14 protein-coding genes are annotated in these 14,138 nt (G+C 70.5%); 3 read left to right on the top strand and 11 right to left on the bottom strand.

What is annotated here, in order from left to right; translation table 11 throughout:
- Positions 1–4: 4 nt before the first annotated feature.
- The 7 genes from AB0P08_RS14765 to AB0P08_RS14735 all read right to left on the bottom strand — a co-directional run bounded on the left by AB0P08_RS14765 (position 5) and on the right by AB0P08_RS14735 (position 6,704).
- Positions 5–448: a DoxX family protein gene (locus tag AB0P08_RS14765; RefSeq protein ID WP_363590344.1), complete on the bottom strand. Its 444-nt coding sequence runs from the start codon at positions 446–448 to the stop codon at positions 5–7.
- A 124-nt stretch (positions 449–572) separates the two neighbouring features.
- Positions 573–1,232 carry a GntR family transcriptional regulator gene (locus AB0P08_RS14760; protein WP_187662651.1) on the bottom strand — a complete coding sequence of 220 codons (660 nt, stop codon included), beginning with the start codon at positions 1,230–1,232 and terminating at the stop codon, positions 573–575.
- Positions 1,233–1,279: 47 nt separating this feature from the next.
- Positions 1,280–1,693 carry a heat shock protein transcriptional repressor HspR gene (locus tag AB0P08_RS14755; protein WP_363590343.1) on the bottom strand — a complete coding sequence of 138 codons (414 nt, stop codon included), beginning with the start codon at positions 1,691–1,693 and terminating at the stop codon, positions 1,280–1,282.
- Between the two features lie 94 nt (positions 1,694–1,787).
- The gene (locus tag AB0P08_RS14750; RefSeq protein WP_187662653.1) at positions 1,788–2,771 is read right to left on the bottom strand and encodes a DnaJ C-terminal domain-containing protein; all 984 of its coding nucleotides are present in this window, start codon (positions 2,769–2,771) and stop codon (positions 1,788–1,790) included.
- A 7-nt stretch (positions 2,772–2,778) separates the two neighbouring features.
- Positions 2,779–3,423: a nucleotide exchange factor GrpE gene (locus tag AB0P08_RS14745; RefSeq protein WP_071329295.1), complete on the bottom strand. Its 645-nt coding sequence runs from the start codon at positions 3,421–3,423 to the stop codon at positions 2,779–2,781.
- Between the two features lie 2 nt (positions 3,424–3,425).
- Positions 3,426–5,288 (bottom strand): molecular chaperone DnaK, encoded by a 1,863-nt coding sequence (gene dnaK, locus AB0P08_RS14740; RefSeq protein ID WP_363590342.1) that lies wholly within the window; start codon positions 5,286–5,288, stop codon positions 3,426–3,428.
- A gap of 150 nt (positions 5,289–5,438) precedes the next feature.
- A complete protein-coding gene (locus AB0P08_RS14735) occupies positions 5,439–6,704 on the bottom strand; it encodes an HNH endonuclease signature motif containing protein (protein WP_363590341.1) in 1,266 nt (421 codons plus the stop codon).
- A gap of 190 nt (positions 6,705–6,894) precedes the next feature.
- On the opposite strand from AB0P08_RS14735, the gene AB0P08_RS14730 reads away from it, so the two are divergent.
- Positions 6,895–7,503: an HAD-IA family hydrolase gene (locus AB0P08_RS14730; RefSeq protein WP_363590340.1), complete on the top strand. Its 609-nt coding sequence runs from the start codon at positions 6,895–6,897 to the stop codon at positions 7,501–7,503.
- Positions 7,504–7,544: 41 nt separating this feature from the next.
- Here the strand turns inward: AB0P08_RS14730 and AB0P08_RS14725 are convergent, their stop codons facing one another.
- Complete coding sequence (locus AB0P08_RS14725; RefSeq protein ID WP_363590339.1) at positions 7,545–8,006, bottom strand: DUF3817 domain-containing protein; 462 nt, start codon at positions 8,004–8,006, stop codon at positions 7,545–7,547.
- Positions 8,007–8,090: 84 nt separating this feature from the next.
- On the opposite strand from AB0P08_RS14725, the gene AB0P08_RS14720 reads away from it, so the two are divergent.
- The gene (locus tag AB0P08_RS14720; protein ID WP_363590338.1) at positions 8,091–9,056 is read left to right on the top strand and encodes a helix-turn-helix domain-containing protein; all 966 of its coding nucleotides are present in this window, start codon (positions 8,091–8,093) and stop codon (positions 9,054–9,056) included.
- 150 nt (positions 9,057–9,206) lie between these two features.
- Here AB0P08_RS14720 and AB0P08_RS14715 read toward each other — a convergent pair whose 3' ends face one another.
- On the bottom strand, positions 9,207–10,403 hold the full coding sequence (locus tag AB0P08_RS14715; RefSeq protein WP_363590337.1) for an MFS transporter: 1,197 nt from the start codon (positions 10,401–10,403) through the stop codon (positions 9,207–9,209).
- Positions 10,404–10,653: 250 nt separating this feature from the next.
- Between AB0P08_RS14715 and AB0P08_RS14710 the strand changes: the two genes are divergently transcribed.
- Positions 10,654–11,526, top strand: coding sequence for a serine protein kinase RIO (locus AB0P08_RS14710; protein WP_363590336.1), 873 nt, complete (start codon positions 10,654–10,656; stop codon positions 11,524–11,526).
- Positions 11,527–11,534: 8 nt separating this feature from the next.
- Here the strand turns inward: AB0P08_RS14710 and speB are convergent, their stop codons facing one another.
- Both speB and AB0P08_RS14700 read right to left on the bottom strand, forming a co-directional pair.
- Complete coding sequence (gene speB / locus AB0P08_RS14705; protein ID WP_363590335.1) at positions 11,535–12,482, bottom strand: agmatinase; 948 nt, start codon at positions 12,480–12,482, stop codon at positions 11,535–11,537.
- A 32-nt stretch (positions 12,483–12,514) separates the two neighbouring features.
- Positions 12,515–14,131: a thiamine pyrophosphate-binding protein gene (locus tag AB0P08_RS14700; RefSeq protein WP_363590334.1), complete on the bottom strand. Its 1,617-nt coding sequence runs from the start codon at positions 14,129–14,131 to the stop codon at positions 12,515–12,517.
- Positions 14,132–14,138: the final 7 nt, after the last annotated feature.

The raw sequence follows: 14,138 nt of genomic DNA, 5'->3' as shown, positions 1-14,138 counted from the left end.
CCGGTCAGGCGAGCCAGGCCGGCGCGCGCCCGCGGAGGGCCGCGGCGTCGATGGAGTAGCGCCCGGCGCCGGTGAGCGCGAGCGCGAGAGCCGCGGCGCCGAGCACGGCGACGAACTCGTAGCCGCCGGCCGTCACCCACAGGCCGGCGGGCAGGTGCACCAGCACGAGTGCCACCAGCATGTCGACGGCGAGGAGGATGACGACCGGGCGCGTCAGCAGGCCGAGGATCAGCAGGATCCCGCCGACGAGCTCGAGGAAGGCGACGACGGGTGCGGCGATCTCGGCGAGCGGCACCCCCATGCCGGCGAAGCTGCCGATGGTGCCGGGGATCGTGAACTCGAAGATCTTCTGAGCGCCGTGGGCGGCGAAGATCGCGCCGACGACGACGCGCAGGACGAGGAGTCCGAGCGACGAGGCGGAGGTGGCGGAGGCTGTGGTGTTCGTCATGAGGAGGTTCTTCCTTCGTGGCAGGACACCCGCGCGGGCGCGGACCAGGGCTCTTGCCCTGGCCCCCACGGTAGGAACCGTTCTTTTTCGTCCGCTGAACGCCTCGGCGCCGGCGGACGCAGGCTCAGCGGGAGCCGACCTCGTGGAGCATCCGCTCCCGGGCGCCGTCGAGGTGAGCCGAGAGGACCGCGGCGGCGTCCTCCGGGGCTCCCGTGCGCATGACGTCGAGCAGCGTCACGTGATCGTCCGACGACTCGTGCAGGTCCTCGTCGTGGTTGATCGTGACCTCGAGGAGGGCCGTGAAGGTCGGGAGGTACTGGTTCCAGGCACCCTCCAGCCGGGGATGATCGGCGAGGGCGTAGATCTGGGAGTGGAAGTCGAGGTCGGCCGTGACGAAGGCCGCATGGTCGCCGGCGTCCGCGGCCTCGGCCATGCGTTGGACGGCGTCGGCCATCGGCTGCCACCGCTCGTCGTCGTCGACCCGCATCGCGCGCGAGAGGGCGAGCTGCTCCAGCGCGCCCCGGAGGCTGTAGAGCTGGTCGACGTCGTCGCTCGTGAGGCCCACGATGTAGACGCCGCGGGGACGCTGCACCTCGACGAGCTTCTCGAAGCTGAGCTGGGTCAGGGCGTCGCGCACGGGGCCGCGACTGACGGCGAACTCCTCGGCGAGGGCCTCCTCGGTGAGGCGGGCCCCCGGGGCGAGCTCCCCTCGCACGATGCGCTGGCGCAGCACGCGTGCGACCTGCGCTCCGAGCGACTCCCCGCGCGTGACGGTCTGCGTCATGGTGACCTCCTGTTAACAGTTGACAGGATACACATCGGGGTGCGCGGTCAGGCTCCGGAGCGCGGACTCCAGAGCACGAGCTCCGTCGAGCGCCGGATGCGGCGGCCGCTCGGCATCGGCACGACGCCCGCGGAGCCGGCGGCGAACACCCGCACGCCGGGGCGGTTCTCCCGCTCGGCACGGAGGGCGCCCTCCAGCGCGAGCACGCGATCGCGCAGCATCCGGTTCTCGTCCTCCAGGTCGAGGAGACGGGCGATCGCCGGGAGACTGACCCCTTCGGAGGAGAGCTGGGCCACCTCGCGCAGCTGCTCGATGTTGCGGTGCGAGTAACGACGGGATCCGCCAGGCGTCCGACCCGGCACCACGAGGCCGATCCGGTCGTACTGACGGAGGGTCTGGGGGTGCAGGCCGGAGAGCTTGGCGGCTGCGGCGATCGCGAAGACCGGAGTGTCCGCGTCCATCACGCCTTCCTTCCTGGTTTCACGTCAGGCCGTCGCGCCTGGTCAGGCAGCTCCTTCCCGGAACCGCCTGACCCGGCGCGAAAGCCTTTTCTCGTCAACGGCGGGCTTTCGCCATGAGCTCGGCCCGCGGGTTCTCCTGAGGTTCCAGCTCCTGGAACCTCTCGAGGGCCTCGCGCGCGGCGTCGTCGAGGTGCGTCGGAACCGCGACCTGGAGCTCGGCGAGCAGGTCACCGGTCCCCTTCGCGGTCGCGACACCCCGGCCCTTGACGCGGAGCACGCGGCCCGACGGGGTCCCGGGGGCCACACGCAGCTTCACCACGTCGCCGCCGAGCGTCGGGACCTCGATGGTCGCGCCCAGCGTCGCCTCGGTGAAGGTCACGGGGACCACCACGCGGAGGTTGAGGCCGTCCCGCGTGAAGACCGGGTGCGGGCGCACCGTGATCTGCACCACGATGTCCCCGTTCTCCCCGCCATCGGGCGAGGGGCGACCACGGCCGCGCAGCCGGATCTTCTGCCCATCGGCGACACCCGCGGGGATCTTCACCTTGAACGGCTTGCCGTCCTCGCCCTGCAGGGTGATCGTCTCGCCCTGCACAGCGGTGCTGAAGTCCAGCGTGGTGCGGGCCGTGACGTCGGCGCCGCGCTGCGGACCGCCGAAGCCACGGAAGCCGCCGCTCGGCTGCCCGAATCGGCCACCGCCGAACGAGCTGCCCTGGCCCTGGTTGAACATCGCGAAGATGTCCTCGAAGTCGGCGGTCTGGCCGCGCCCCTGCTGTCCGAACCGGCTGAAGACGTCTTCGAACCCGCCGGCGCCCGAGCCGCTCGCCGTGAAGCGAGCGCCCGAACCCATGGCGCGGATCTCGTCGTACTCCTTGCGCTGCTCGGCGTCGGAGAGCACCGAGTAGGCCTCGCTGATCTCCTTGAATTTGGCCTCGGCCTTCGCATCGCCCTGATTGGAATCGGGGTGATACTTGCGCGCGAGCTTGCGGTACGTCTTCTTCAGGTCAGCGTCGCTGACGTCCTTCGAGACCCCGAGGGTCTTGTAGAAGTCCTTGTCGAACCAATCCTGGCTGGCCATCGATCACCTACTCCGCAGGGACGGCGACGACGACCTTCGCAGGACGCAGCTCGACCTCGCCGAGGCGGTACCCCACCTCGACGACCTCGAGCACCGTGGTCTTCGAGGTGCCGGGGGTCGGCTGCTGGAAGATCGCCTCGTGACGCTGGGGGTCGAACTCCTCGCCCTTCTCGCCGTAAGCGACCACGCCGAGGCGCTCCACGACCGCGCGCACCTTCTCGGCGATCACGGCGAAGGGGCTGCCCTCGACCAGATCGCCGTGCTGCTCGGCGCGGGCCAGGTCGTCGAGCACGGGGATGAGGCCCTTGGCGGCCTCGCCCTTCGCGCGCTCGATCTCGATCTGGCGCTGCTCCTCGGTGCGGCGGCGGTAGTTCGCGTACTCGGCCTGCAGGCGCTTGAGGTCGGTCAGCAGGGCGTTCTCGGCGTCGGCGATCGCGGCGTCGCCGGCGGCGGCATCCGCGGTCTGGGCGGCGCCGAGGATGTCCTCGACCGTCAGCCCCTCCTCGGTCTCGGCAGCCGCGTCGACCGGAGTCTCGTCGGAGCCCTCGGCGGCCTTCGCCTCGCGGGAGTCCTGGTTCTGCGGCACGGGGCCGGATGCCTGAGCATCCGACCCCTCCGGAACCTCGTTCTCGTCGAAGTTCTTGTCCGTCATGATTACTTCTTCTCGTCCTCGTCGTCGACGACCTCGGCGTCGATGACGTCCTCCTCGGAGGAGGTGGCGTCACCGGTCGGGGCCTCGCCCTCGGCCGAAGCGCCGGCGGCGTCCGCCTGCGAGGAGGCGTAGATCGCCTCGCCGAGCTTCGACTGGGACTGGTTGAGCTTCTCGAACGCGGTCTTCACGGCCTCGTCGTCGTCGCCGGCCAGAGCCGTCTTGAGCGCGTCGACATCGGCGTTGACCTCGGTCTTCACGTCCTCGGGGAGCTTGTCCTCGTTCTCGGAGATGAGCTTCTCGATCGAGTAGGCGAGGGTCTCCGCCTGGTTGCGGGTCTCCGCGGCCTCACGACGCGCCTTGTCCTCGGCGGCGTGCTCCTCGGCCTCGCGCACCATGCGCTCGATGTCCTCCTTCGACAGCGACGAGCCGCCGGAGATGACGATCGACTTCTCGGTACCGGTGCCCTTGTCCTTCGCGGACACGTGCACGATGCCGTTGGCGTCGATGTCGAAGGTGACCTCGATCTGCGGGATGCCGCGGGGAGCCGGGGCGATGCCCGTCAGCTCGAACGTGCCGAGCGGCTTGTTGTCGCGGGTGAAGTCGCGCTCACCCTGGAAGACCTGGATCGCGACGGACGGCTGGTTGTCGTCGGCCGTGGTGAAGGTCTCGCTCCGCTTGGTCGGGATGGCCGTGTTGCGCTCGATGAGCTTGGTCATCATGCCGCCCTTGGTCTCGATGCCGAGGGAGAGCGGGGTGACGTCGATGAGGAGGACGTCCTTGCGCTCGCCCTTGAGGACACCGGCCTGCAGCGCGGCGCCGACGGCGACGACCTCGTCCGGGTTCACGCCCTTGTTGGCCTCCTTGCCGGTCTCGCGCTTGACGAGCTCGGCGACGGCGGGCATACGGGTCGAACCACCCACGAGGACGATGTGGTCGATGTCGGACACCTTGATGCCGGCTTCGCGGATGACGTCCTCGAACGGCTTCTTGGTGCGGTCGAGCAGGTCCTTCGTGAGGTCCTCGAACTTCGCGCGGGTCACGGTCTCGGAGAGCGAGACGGGGCCCGAGTCGGTCAGCGACAGGTACGGGAGGTTGATGCTCGTGGACGTGGAGCTGGAGAGCTCCTTCTTCGCCTGCTCCGCAGCCTCCTTGAGGCGCTGCAGCGCGATCTTGTCACCCGAGACGTCGACGCCCGTGGTCTCCTTGAACTGCTTGATCAGGTAGTCGACGAGGCGCTGGTCCCAGTCGTCACCGCCGAGGCGGTTGTCACCGGCAGTGGCGCGCACCTGGATCGTAGAGAAGTCGTCGTCCTTGCCCACCTCGAGGAGGGAGACGTCGAACGTTCCACCACCGAGGTCGAAGACGAGGATGAGCTCGTCCTCCTTGCCCTTGTCGAGGCCGTAGGCGAGGGCCGCGGCGGTCGGCTCGTTGATGATGCGGAGCACGTTGAGGCCCGCGATCTCACCGGCTTCCTTGGTGGCCTGGCGCTCGGCGTCGTTGAAGTACGCGGGGACCGTGATGACCGCGTCGGTCACGGTGTCGCCGAGGTAGGACTCGGCATCGCGCTTCAGCTTCTGGAGGATGCGCGCGGAGATCTCCTGTGGCGTCCACTTCTTGCCGTCGACGTCGAAGCTCCAGTCGGTGCCCATGTGGCGCTTGACCGAGGCGATCGTCCGGTCGACGTTGGTGACGGCCTGGCGCTTCGCGGTCTCGCCGACGAGCACCTCCCCGTCCTTGGTGAAGGCGACGACCGAAGGGGTCGTGCGGAAGCCCTCGGCGTTGGCGATGACCTTGGGCTCGCCACCCTCGAGGACGCTGACGACGGAGTTGGTGGTTCCGAGGTCGATACCGACAGCACGTGCCATGTGTTCTCTCCTTTGTTGGGAAGTCTGTAGTGGTCCGAAAACCTGCGGCGATCAGGGAAACCTGAGTCGCGATGGCTCAAGTGTACGCCGGGGCCGAAAGGCTGTCAAATGAACTTGATATGAACAGGCTCAAGTTTTCCCGCCGGGCGCTCAGAACGGCGCGTCCGTCGATCCTTCGGCGAAGGTGACGGTGTTCGACGGCGGCGGGCGGTCGATGTAGACCCTCCCCGTCGGACTCGTCCAGGCATAGAGGCCGTCGCCACGCGACTCGGCATGCCAGGCGGACTGATGTTTCAAGACATGATGTCGACGGCACAGATGGCCGAGATTCGAGGCGGACGTCTCCCCGCCCAGCGCGGCGTCCCGGTGGTGATCGATGTCGCACTCCGAGGGCGGATATCCGCAACCGGGGAAGCGGCATCGCTGATCTCGGGCCCGCAGGTGGCGTCGCAGTTCCGCGCTCGGGCGATACCGGTCGACGGCGAGGACGGTGCCCGTCACGGGGTGCGTGAGGATGCGATCCCATCCGGAGGCAGCCCCTGCCAGCCTCCGTGCCGTGGCGGGGTCGATCGGGGTGCGCCCGTCGAGTTCCGCCGGCGCCCGGCCACGGCCGAGGAGGGTCATGACAGGGACCGTGATCGCGACCGTGGGGACGATGGCGGCCAGGGTGCCGTCATGATCATCATGGCCGGCCGGCGCACCGGTGAGGAGGAGGTCGAGCGCGAGGTCGGCCCGGGACTGGGCGATGGTTCGCAGGTCCGTCGGGTCGTCGCCGGCCTGCGTGGTCGTGGCCATGGTGGTCAGCCGATCGAACACGCCGTGCACCAGCGCCCTCGGCCCCAGAAGTCCGAGCTCAGCCATCCCGTCAGGGGCATCCCGTACCCACACGCGCCGCCGCTCACGGGCATCCTCGTGACGGTCCGCGAGGGTACGCGGCTGAAACTCCTCCGCGACCCGGCGCGCCATGCGCGCGACCCGGTTCGGCGCCTCGCTCTCGGCGAAGGCGATCATCCGCGCGGAGAAGGCGTCGCGGTCCGCCTCGTCTTCGAGGTGCGCACCCGCCTCCGCGATGACGCGGGCATGCTGGGCGGTGACCTGCCCCGCGCCCCATGCACCCCACAGTCGCGGAAATCGCTCGACGATCCAGACCGCATCGGCCATCCGCCGCTGCACCGTCCTGTCGCTCGCCCGCAGCGCAGCAGCGAACTCGGCCGCGACCGTGCGCACGCTCAGATCCGCGCCGTCCGGATGCGCGGCCTGCGCCGCGACCTCCACGGCCAGGCGCGACCCCAGCGCCAGGATCCCGTCCCGCGCGGCCTGCAGTTCATTGATCGACCGCTCGACACCGACGAGCATCTCGGTGAGCGCTCGGAGCGCCTCCACCTGCTCGATCGTCGCGTCCGCCAGTCCTGTCATACCCCGAGTGAAGCAGGGACCACCGACATTGAAACCCCAGTTCAGGTGGAGTAAACGATATGCCGGGATGCAGTGCGCGCCACGGCGATCACGCCGAGCCCGGTCCGCCTCGATGGCCGCGAGCCGCCATGCTTGACTCTCACACGGTGTCAGACGGAAGAACAGAGACATGTGCGGGCAGGATGGGGGCATGATCCGTGCCGTGCTCTTCGACCTCGACGGGGTCGTCCGTCACTTCCTCCACGACCCCGACCTGGAGGCGCGGCACGGACTTCCGGCCGGGATGATCGCCCGCATCGCGTTCGCGTCACCGTTGATCGACGCGGTCACCACGGGGAACCTCACTCGCGAGGAATGGATCGTCCGAGTCGGGGAGGCCGCGGGATCCGCAGCCGCCGCGCGGGAATGGGGACGTACACTGTTCGCCGCCGACCCGGACGTGCTCGCGCTCGTCGACGAGCTGCGCTCTCACGGGATGATGTGCGCCATCCTCACGAACGGCACGGACACCATCGCCGAGGAGCTTCACGACAGCGGCATCGCCGCGCACTTCGATCGCGTGTTCAACTCCGCGGACATCGGATACGCCAAGCCGGATGTCCGTGCGTTCCGACACGTGGTCGCCGACCTCGCCGTCGCGCCGGAGGAGGTCTTCTTCCTCGACGATTCGCCGGGGAAGCTCAGCGGCGCACGGACGCTCGGCATGACCACGCACCACTACGCGGGAGTCTCCGCGTTGCGCACCGCTCTCGACGCCGCCGGCGTTCCCGGCGCGACGGCATCGACGCCGATCCCTTAGGGCGCCACATCCTTCGGGCGTCACGCCGTTCGGGATCGGCGTCACTTGCCCCCGGGCGGCCCCACCAGCAGCAGGATCACGTACAGCGCGACGATGCCCACGACGAGCAGCACCGCGAGCAGCCAGGGGCGACGCAGGAACCAGCGCATCAGGCGGTCGTACCAGCGGTGGTCACGCGGGTCGTCGGACGCGTCGAGACGCCAGTCACCCCGGAGACGACCGGTGCGGTGCAGCCAGATCTCCATCGGGATGGTCGCGTACGGGACGACGGCGCTGACGACCGCGAGCACACCGACGCCCGGGTGCCACCGCTGGTTGAGCGCGACGAGGACGGCGGTCGCGGCATAGGCGAGGAACACGAACCCGTGGATGCCGCCGCCGACCGTCACCACGACTCCGGGGGCTCCGACGGCGCGGGCGATGATCGCGGCGATGAGGATGGTCCAGGTGATCGCCTCCGCGATCGCGAGGACACGGTACAGGCGGCCAGGGGTGCGGAACACGGAACTCCTCGGGTGGGGTACCCCTCCAGCGTATCCCGCTTCGAATCGCCCACTGTGCCCCATCCGCCGCCTGGATGGAGCAAGGTGAGCAACTCGAAGGGGAATAGGGGGACGGTGGTCGGCGTTGCCGAAGGCATGGTGACGGTGGATGCGGATGCGCTGTCCTCTGTGCTCGGCACGGTGGACCTGCGCGTGGGGATCGCCCGTCGGGTGCAGCTGGGCCGCGGGGGACTGCTGCCGCTGGCTCCCGGCCGGATCACCCTCGTCTACATCGCCGACGGCGCCGTGCATGGGCATCCGCCTCTCGGCACCGGCTGCCGTCTCGACGTGGACCGCTCGTCGCAGCAGCTCACACTCGAGGAGCCCGGCCGCCGAGACCGCCTCGTCACCGGCGATGCCTTCCTGCTGCTCCGCGGCGACGCCTTCGCACTGGAGGCCGACGCCGACACCGCGCTCCTCCTCGTCGACATCGAGCTCGCGGACACCGCCTCTCCCCTCCCCGCGCTCCTGCCGCCCTTCCTCGCGGTGAGCGGATTCGACGCGCTGGAGCCGGCCGCCGCCGCCCTCGCCGAGAACATGGGGATCGTCGACGCGGCCGCGTGCCCCGTGCGCCAGGGCGACCCGCTGATCTGCCGGATGATGGCGACCACCGTGCTGCTCTCGGTGATCCGCGCCTGGGCGGCCAACGGCTGTGCGCCCGCCGGATGGCCCTCGCTGTCAAAGGACCCCTTCCTCGACCGCGTCGTGGACGCCATCCACGAGCAGCCGGGCCGGGACTGGACCGTCGAACGCCTGGCCGCTGTCGGCGCCATGTCACGGTCGGCCTTCGCGGAGCGGTTCCGTCTCGCCGTCGGCCGCTCCCCCGCCGACTACGTCACCGAGGTGCGGATCGACGCCGCGAAGCGGATGCTCCAGGCCGGGCAGTCGGTGTCGAACGTCTCGCGCGAGCTCGGCTACGCCTCGGACGAGGGTTTCAGCCGCGCGTTCCGTCGCCGCACGGGCATGACCCCGTCCTCCTGGCGCGGCTCGCACTCCCTCGTGCCTGTCTGATCTGCCTGATCCCACGACCTCGTCCCAGCCTCGGGGCGGGCACGACTTCGGAGACCCGGGGCGACACGCCGTCTCCGAAGCCCGAGGCGACGGCGTGTCGGCGGCCGGCTCCGAAGTTGTGCCCGGGCAACCAGGGGTCAGGAGCAGGGGTCAGGAGCGGGAGCTGCGGCGGTTGGAGAGGCCGAACAGCACGGCACCGGCGAGGAGCGAGACCGCGCCGATCGTGTAGACGAGCTCGACGCTCAGGGTGTCGACGAGGAGTCCGCCGACGCCGGCCGCGAGCGTGATCGCGCCCTGGAACCCGACGACCACGAGGCTCCCCCCGGCCTCCAGGCGGTCCGGCATGCGGTGGCCCACCCAGGTGTTCACGACGATCAGCCACGACGAGAAGAAGAACCCCCAGAGGAGCACGACCGCGCCGATCCCGATGATCGATCCGGAGAAGAGCACCATCGACAGCACGGCGGCCGAGATCACCAGCGGCGCGAACACCGCGAAGAAGGCGAAGGAGCGGTCGATCACGAGGCCGATGGAGAGATTGCCGAGGAGGCCTCCGACACCGAACAGCGCCAGCAGCACGACGATCGTCGACGCGTCCACGTCCGGGATGCGCTCCAGCGCGAGGCGGACGTAGGTGTAGGCGAGGAAGTGGCCGAGCACGACGAGGACGTGTCCGACCATGCCGAGGCCGATGCCGGGCCGCCGCACCGTGTCGACGAGCAGCCGCAGGCTCGACGCCCGCTCGGCCGGGACGGTCGGCAGCGCCCACCGCAACGCGACGGCGAGCACCACCATCAGCACTCCCGCGATCGCGAACACGGCGCGCCAGTCGACGACCTCGCTCAGCATGACTCCGAGCGGGACGCCGGCGACGGTGGCGAGCGAGACGCCGGCGGAGGTGAACATCACCCCGCGACCGAGATGCTCGGGCCCCGCGAGCCGCGCGGCGACCGTGATCGACATCGTCCAATAGGCGCTGATCGCCGCCCCCAGCAGGAACCGCGCCAGCAGCACGACCACGAGGTTCGGCGCGATCGCGACGATGAGGTTCGACACGGCCGCGGCGAGCGCCATCCGCACCAGCAGCGATCGGCGGTCCAGCCGGGGGAACACGAGGCCGACGGTCGGAGCGACGAAGAGTCCGACGAGAGCCGTGACGGTGACGGTCTGCCCGGCCTGCCCGGGGGTCACCCCGAGGCCGTCCGCCATCTCGGTGAGCACCCCGTTGGGGAGGAACTCGGCGGTCACCAACAGGAACCCCATCACCATGAGGGCGATGAGGCCTCCGTAGCGGATGCGATCGGCGCGGGTCGTCGGCAGGGTCGGGACGGAGGCGGTCGTGGTCATGCTTCCAGACTCGCAACGGGAACGGGGCCGCGCCCGACCGGTCGTCCGCCGCATCCGACCGATCGTCCGGCCCTGGACAACCTCCGATCAGACCCCCTAGGCTCGACGACGCACCGGGACGCACCCGGGAAGCCCGAGCGAAGGAGGCGATGAGATGAACGCTGTCGTCGTCGCGCCTTTCGCCGACCACCTTCCCTTCGAGGCCACCCGCTCCTGATCGCCGCGTGGCCTCCCTTCCCGGAGCCACACCGTGACCGAATCCCCCGCTTCCTCGGAAGCCGCGTCCTTCGACGCCACCTCCTTCGATTCCCTCGAGACCGCCCTCTCCTTCGCAGAGGTCGAGCCCGGCGCCAACCAGCGCTGGACGACCTGGCCGTCATCCACCCCCACCGAGCGCGGGCCGGAACCGCGCCCCGCGTGGGTCGTGACCTCCGCCGGCGCCCTGGACACCGAGCTCGGCATCCTGAAGACCGGCAAGGAGGCCGACGTGTTCCTGCTGGAGCGCGCCGTGCCCGACGACCCCGCGCAGCGCACGCTCCTCGCCGCCAAGCGCTACCGCGGCATCGAGAACCGGAGCTTCCAGCGCTCCGCGGTCTACACCGAGGGGCGCAGCACGCGGAACACCCGCGACACCCGCGCCCTCGCCAAGAAGACCGCCCACGGACGGGAGGTCGCCGCAGCCCAGTGGTCGCTCGCGGAGTTCGAGGCCCTGTGCCGGATGTGGGAGCGCGGCGCCCCGGTCCCCTATCCCGTGCAGGTCAGCGGCACCGAGGTGCTCATGGAGTTCCTCGGCGACGACCGGGGCATCGCGGCACCCCGGCTCGCGCAAGTGCGCGGGTCGAACGCCGAACTGCAGGAGTACTTCGCGCAGGTGGTCGAGCTCATGCGGGTCTTCGCCGCCGCGGGCTTCGCGCACGGCGACCTCTCCGCCTACAACCTCCTCGTGCACGAGGGGTGCGTGCGGGTGATCGACCTGCCGCAGATCGTCGACGTGATCGCGAATCCGCAGGGCCTCGACCTGCTGCACCGCGACTGCGTCAACGTGTGCGACTGGTTCACGCGGCGGCGGGTGCAGTGCGACGCCGAGGCCCTGTTCGCCGACCTCCTCAGGACCCTGTTCTGACTCCCGGGTCAGGAGGCGAGTCGGGCGGCGAGAAGGGTCACCAGCTCGTAGACGACATGGCTCGCGGCGATCCCGGTCATCTGGGCGTGATCGTACGCGGGCGACACCTCCACGACGTCCGCGCCGACGATGTCCCGCTCGCGCAGGGCACGGAGGATGCGCAGCAGCTCGCGGCTCGTGAGCCCACCGGCCTCGGGGGTCCCCGTGCCGGGCGCGTGCGCGGGATCGAGCACGTCGATGTCGATCGAGACGTACAGCGGCTTGTCGCCGATGCGGGTGAGGATGCGGTCGATCGCCGCCTCCACCCCGTGCTCCTCGATGTACTCGCTGGAGACGATGGAGAAGCCGAGGCGCTCGTCGTCCTCGAGGTCCTGCTTCGAGTAGAGGGGGCCGCGGGTGCCGACGTGGCAGCTCGCCGTGAGGTCGATCAGCCCCTCCTCGCTCGCGCGGCGGAAGGGGGTGCCGTGCGTGATGGGGGCGCCGAAGTAGGTGTCCCACGTGTCCAGGTGGGCGTCGAAGTGCAGGACGGCGACGGGTCCGTGCTTCGCGGCCACCGCACGCAGCAGGGGAAGGGCCACCGTGTGGTCGCCGCCGATCGTCACGAGGCGCTGCACCTGCTCGCCGAGCGCCAGCGCCGCGCGCTCGACCTCGGTCACCGCCTCGGTGAGGTCGAAGGGGTTCACGGGGATGTCCCCCGCATCCACCACCTGGGCGAGCTGGAACGGCGACACGTCCTGCGCGGGGTTGTAGGGCCGCAGCAGTCGAGACGACTCCCGCACGTGGGACGGGCCGAAGCGGGTGCCGGGGCGGTAGCTCACACCGGAGTCGAACGGGATGCCGACCACGGCGATGTCGGCGCGAGGCACGTCCTCGATGCGGGGCAGGCGGGCGAAGGTGGCGATGCCGGAGTACCGCGGGTTCACGGAGGCGTCGATGGGGCCGATGTTGTCGGTCATTTCTCGTTCCTGTTCGTCGGGAGGTGTGAGGCTCAGAGGGCGTGCTGCGGGATGTGCACGAGCTGCACACCGCCGTCGGCGATGGCCGCGCGGATGCTCGGGGCGATGTCGGCACGCGACGCCACCCGCCGCCCGGTCGCCCCGAAGGCGGTGGCGAGCGCGGCCCAGTCGGGCTGGACGAGGTCGACGCCGATGGGCGCCATCCCGCGGTCGAGTTCGTTCTGCCGGATCTCGGCGTACCCGCCGTTGTCCACGCACACCACGGTGACGTCGAGGCGCTGCTCGACGGCGGTGGCGAGCTCGTTCACGCAGAACATCAGGGCGCCGTCGCCGATGACGGTGACGACGGGGCGCTCCGTCTGCGCGACCGCCGCACCGATCGCGGCGGGGAGGCCGTAGCCGAGCGTGGCGTAGGTCGGCGTGTAGAGGAGGGAACGCGGATGCTCCTGCCGCAGCACGCTGCCGAGCGCCAGATAGACGATCTGGGAGGAGTCGCCCGCGATGATCGCGTCGGCGGGGAGGGCGTCGGCGATGACCTCGGCGAGCGCGACGGTGTCCGGCGCGGTCTCCCGCGATTCCGCCTCGATCGCGGCCCGCTCGACCGTGAGGTCGCGGGCGGGACGGGCGGGGTCCGGCAGCAGGGGGAGAAGGGCGTCGGTCACCGCGGCCGCGTCTCCGGTGAGGCCGACCGTCGCCGCGAGGTTCTTGTCGCGCTGCTCCGGGGAGATGTCGATGCGGATCACCGCACCGCGCGCCTCGAGCCGCGGCGCCCACAGCTCCGCCTCGCCCAGCTTCGAGCCGATCACGAGGAGCACGTCGGCGTCCTCGGCCACGGCGCGGGCGGCGGCCAGACGCAGGTTCGATCCGAGCGACAGCGGATGCCGCTCGTCGAGCACGGCCTTGCCGTTCAGGGTCGTGAGCACGGGGGCGCCGAGCCGCTCGGCCACCGCGACGATCTGGTGCGCGGCGTCCACGGCGCCCCCTCCGGCGACGATCACCGGGGTGCGGGCGGCGGACAGCAGTCGGGCGGCCTCGGCGAGCGCGATCGGGTCTCCGGAGATGCGGTCGGGCATCGACCGCGGCCTCCGGTCCTCCGCGGGCACCTCGGCGGTCCCCTCCAGCACGTCGAGCGGGATCTCGATGTGCACGGGTCGGGGGCGGCCGGTGCGGAAGAGGTGGAACGCGTCGTGCACGGCCTGCACCGCCTCCGCCGCGGACGACACCCGCCGCGACCACTCCGCGATCGCGCCGACCATGGCCGTCGCGTCCTTGGTCTCGTGCAGCGTGCCGACGTCGGCGAACTCCGCCCCGAGCGGCACGCCCGGGGACAGGACGATGAGTGGTCGCGACTCGCAGAACGCGGTGCCGATGGCGCTCATCGCGTTCTGCAGACCGGGACCGGAGGTGGTGATCACCACACCGGGAAGGCCGGTCTGCTGGGACCAGCCGTCGGCGCCGTACCCCGATCCCTGCTCGTGGCGGTTCGTCACGGCGCGGATGCCGAGGTCGGCGAGGGGGCGGTAGAACTCCAGGCTGTGCGTGCCGGGGATGCCGAAGATCGCGGTGACCCCGTAGCCGCGAATGGTCTCCAGGACCGCGCGGCCCGCGGTGTCGGTGTACCGGTCGTCTCCGCTGATGTCGGTGCTCATCGTGTCA

It is taken from the genome of Microbacterium meiriae, from assembly GCF_040686935.1.
Lineage (GTDB): Bacteria > Actinomycetota > Actinomycetes > Actinomycetales > Microbacteriaceae > Microbacterium > Microbacterium meiriae.
This window is presented reverse-complemented; position numbering and strand designations above follow the sequence as displayed.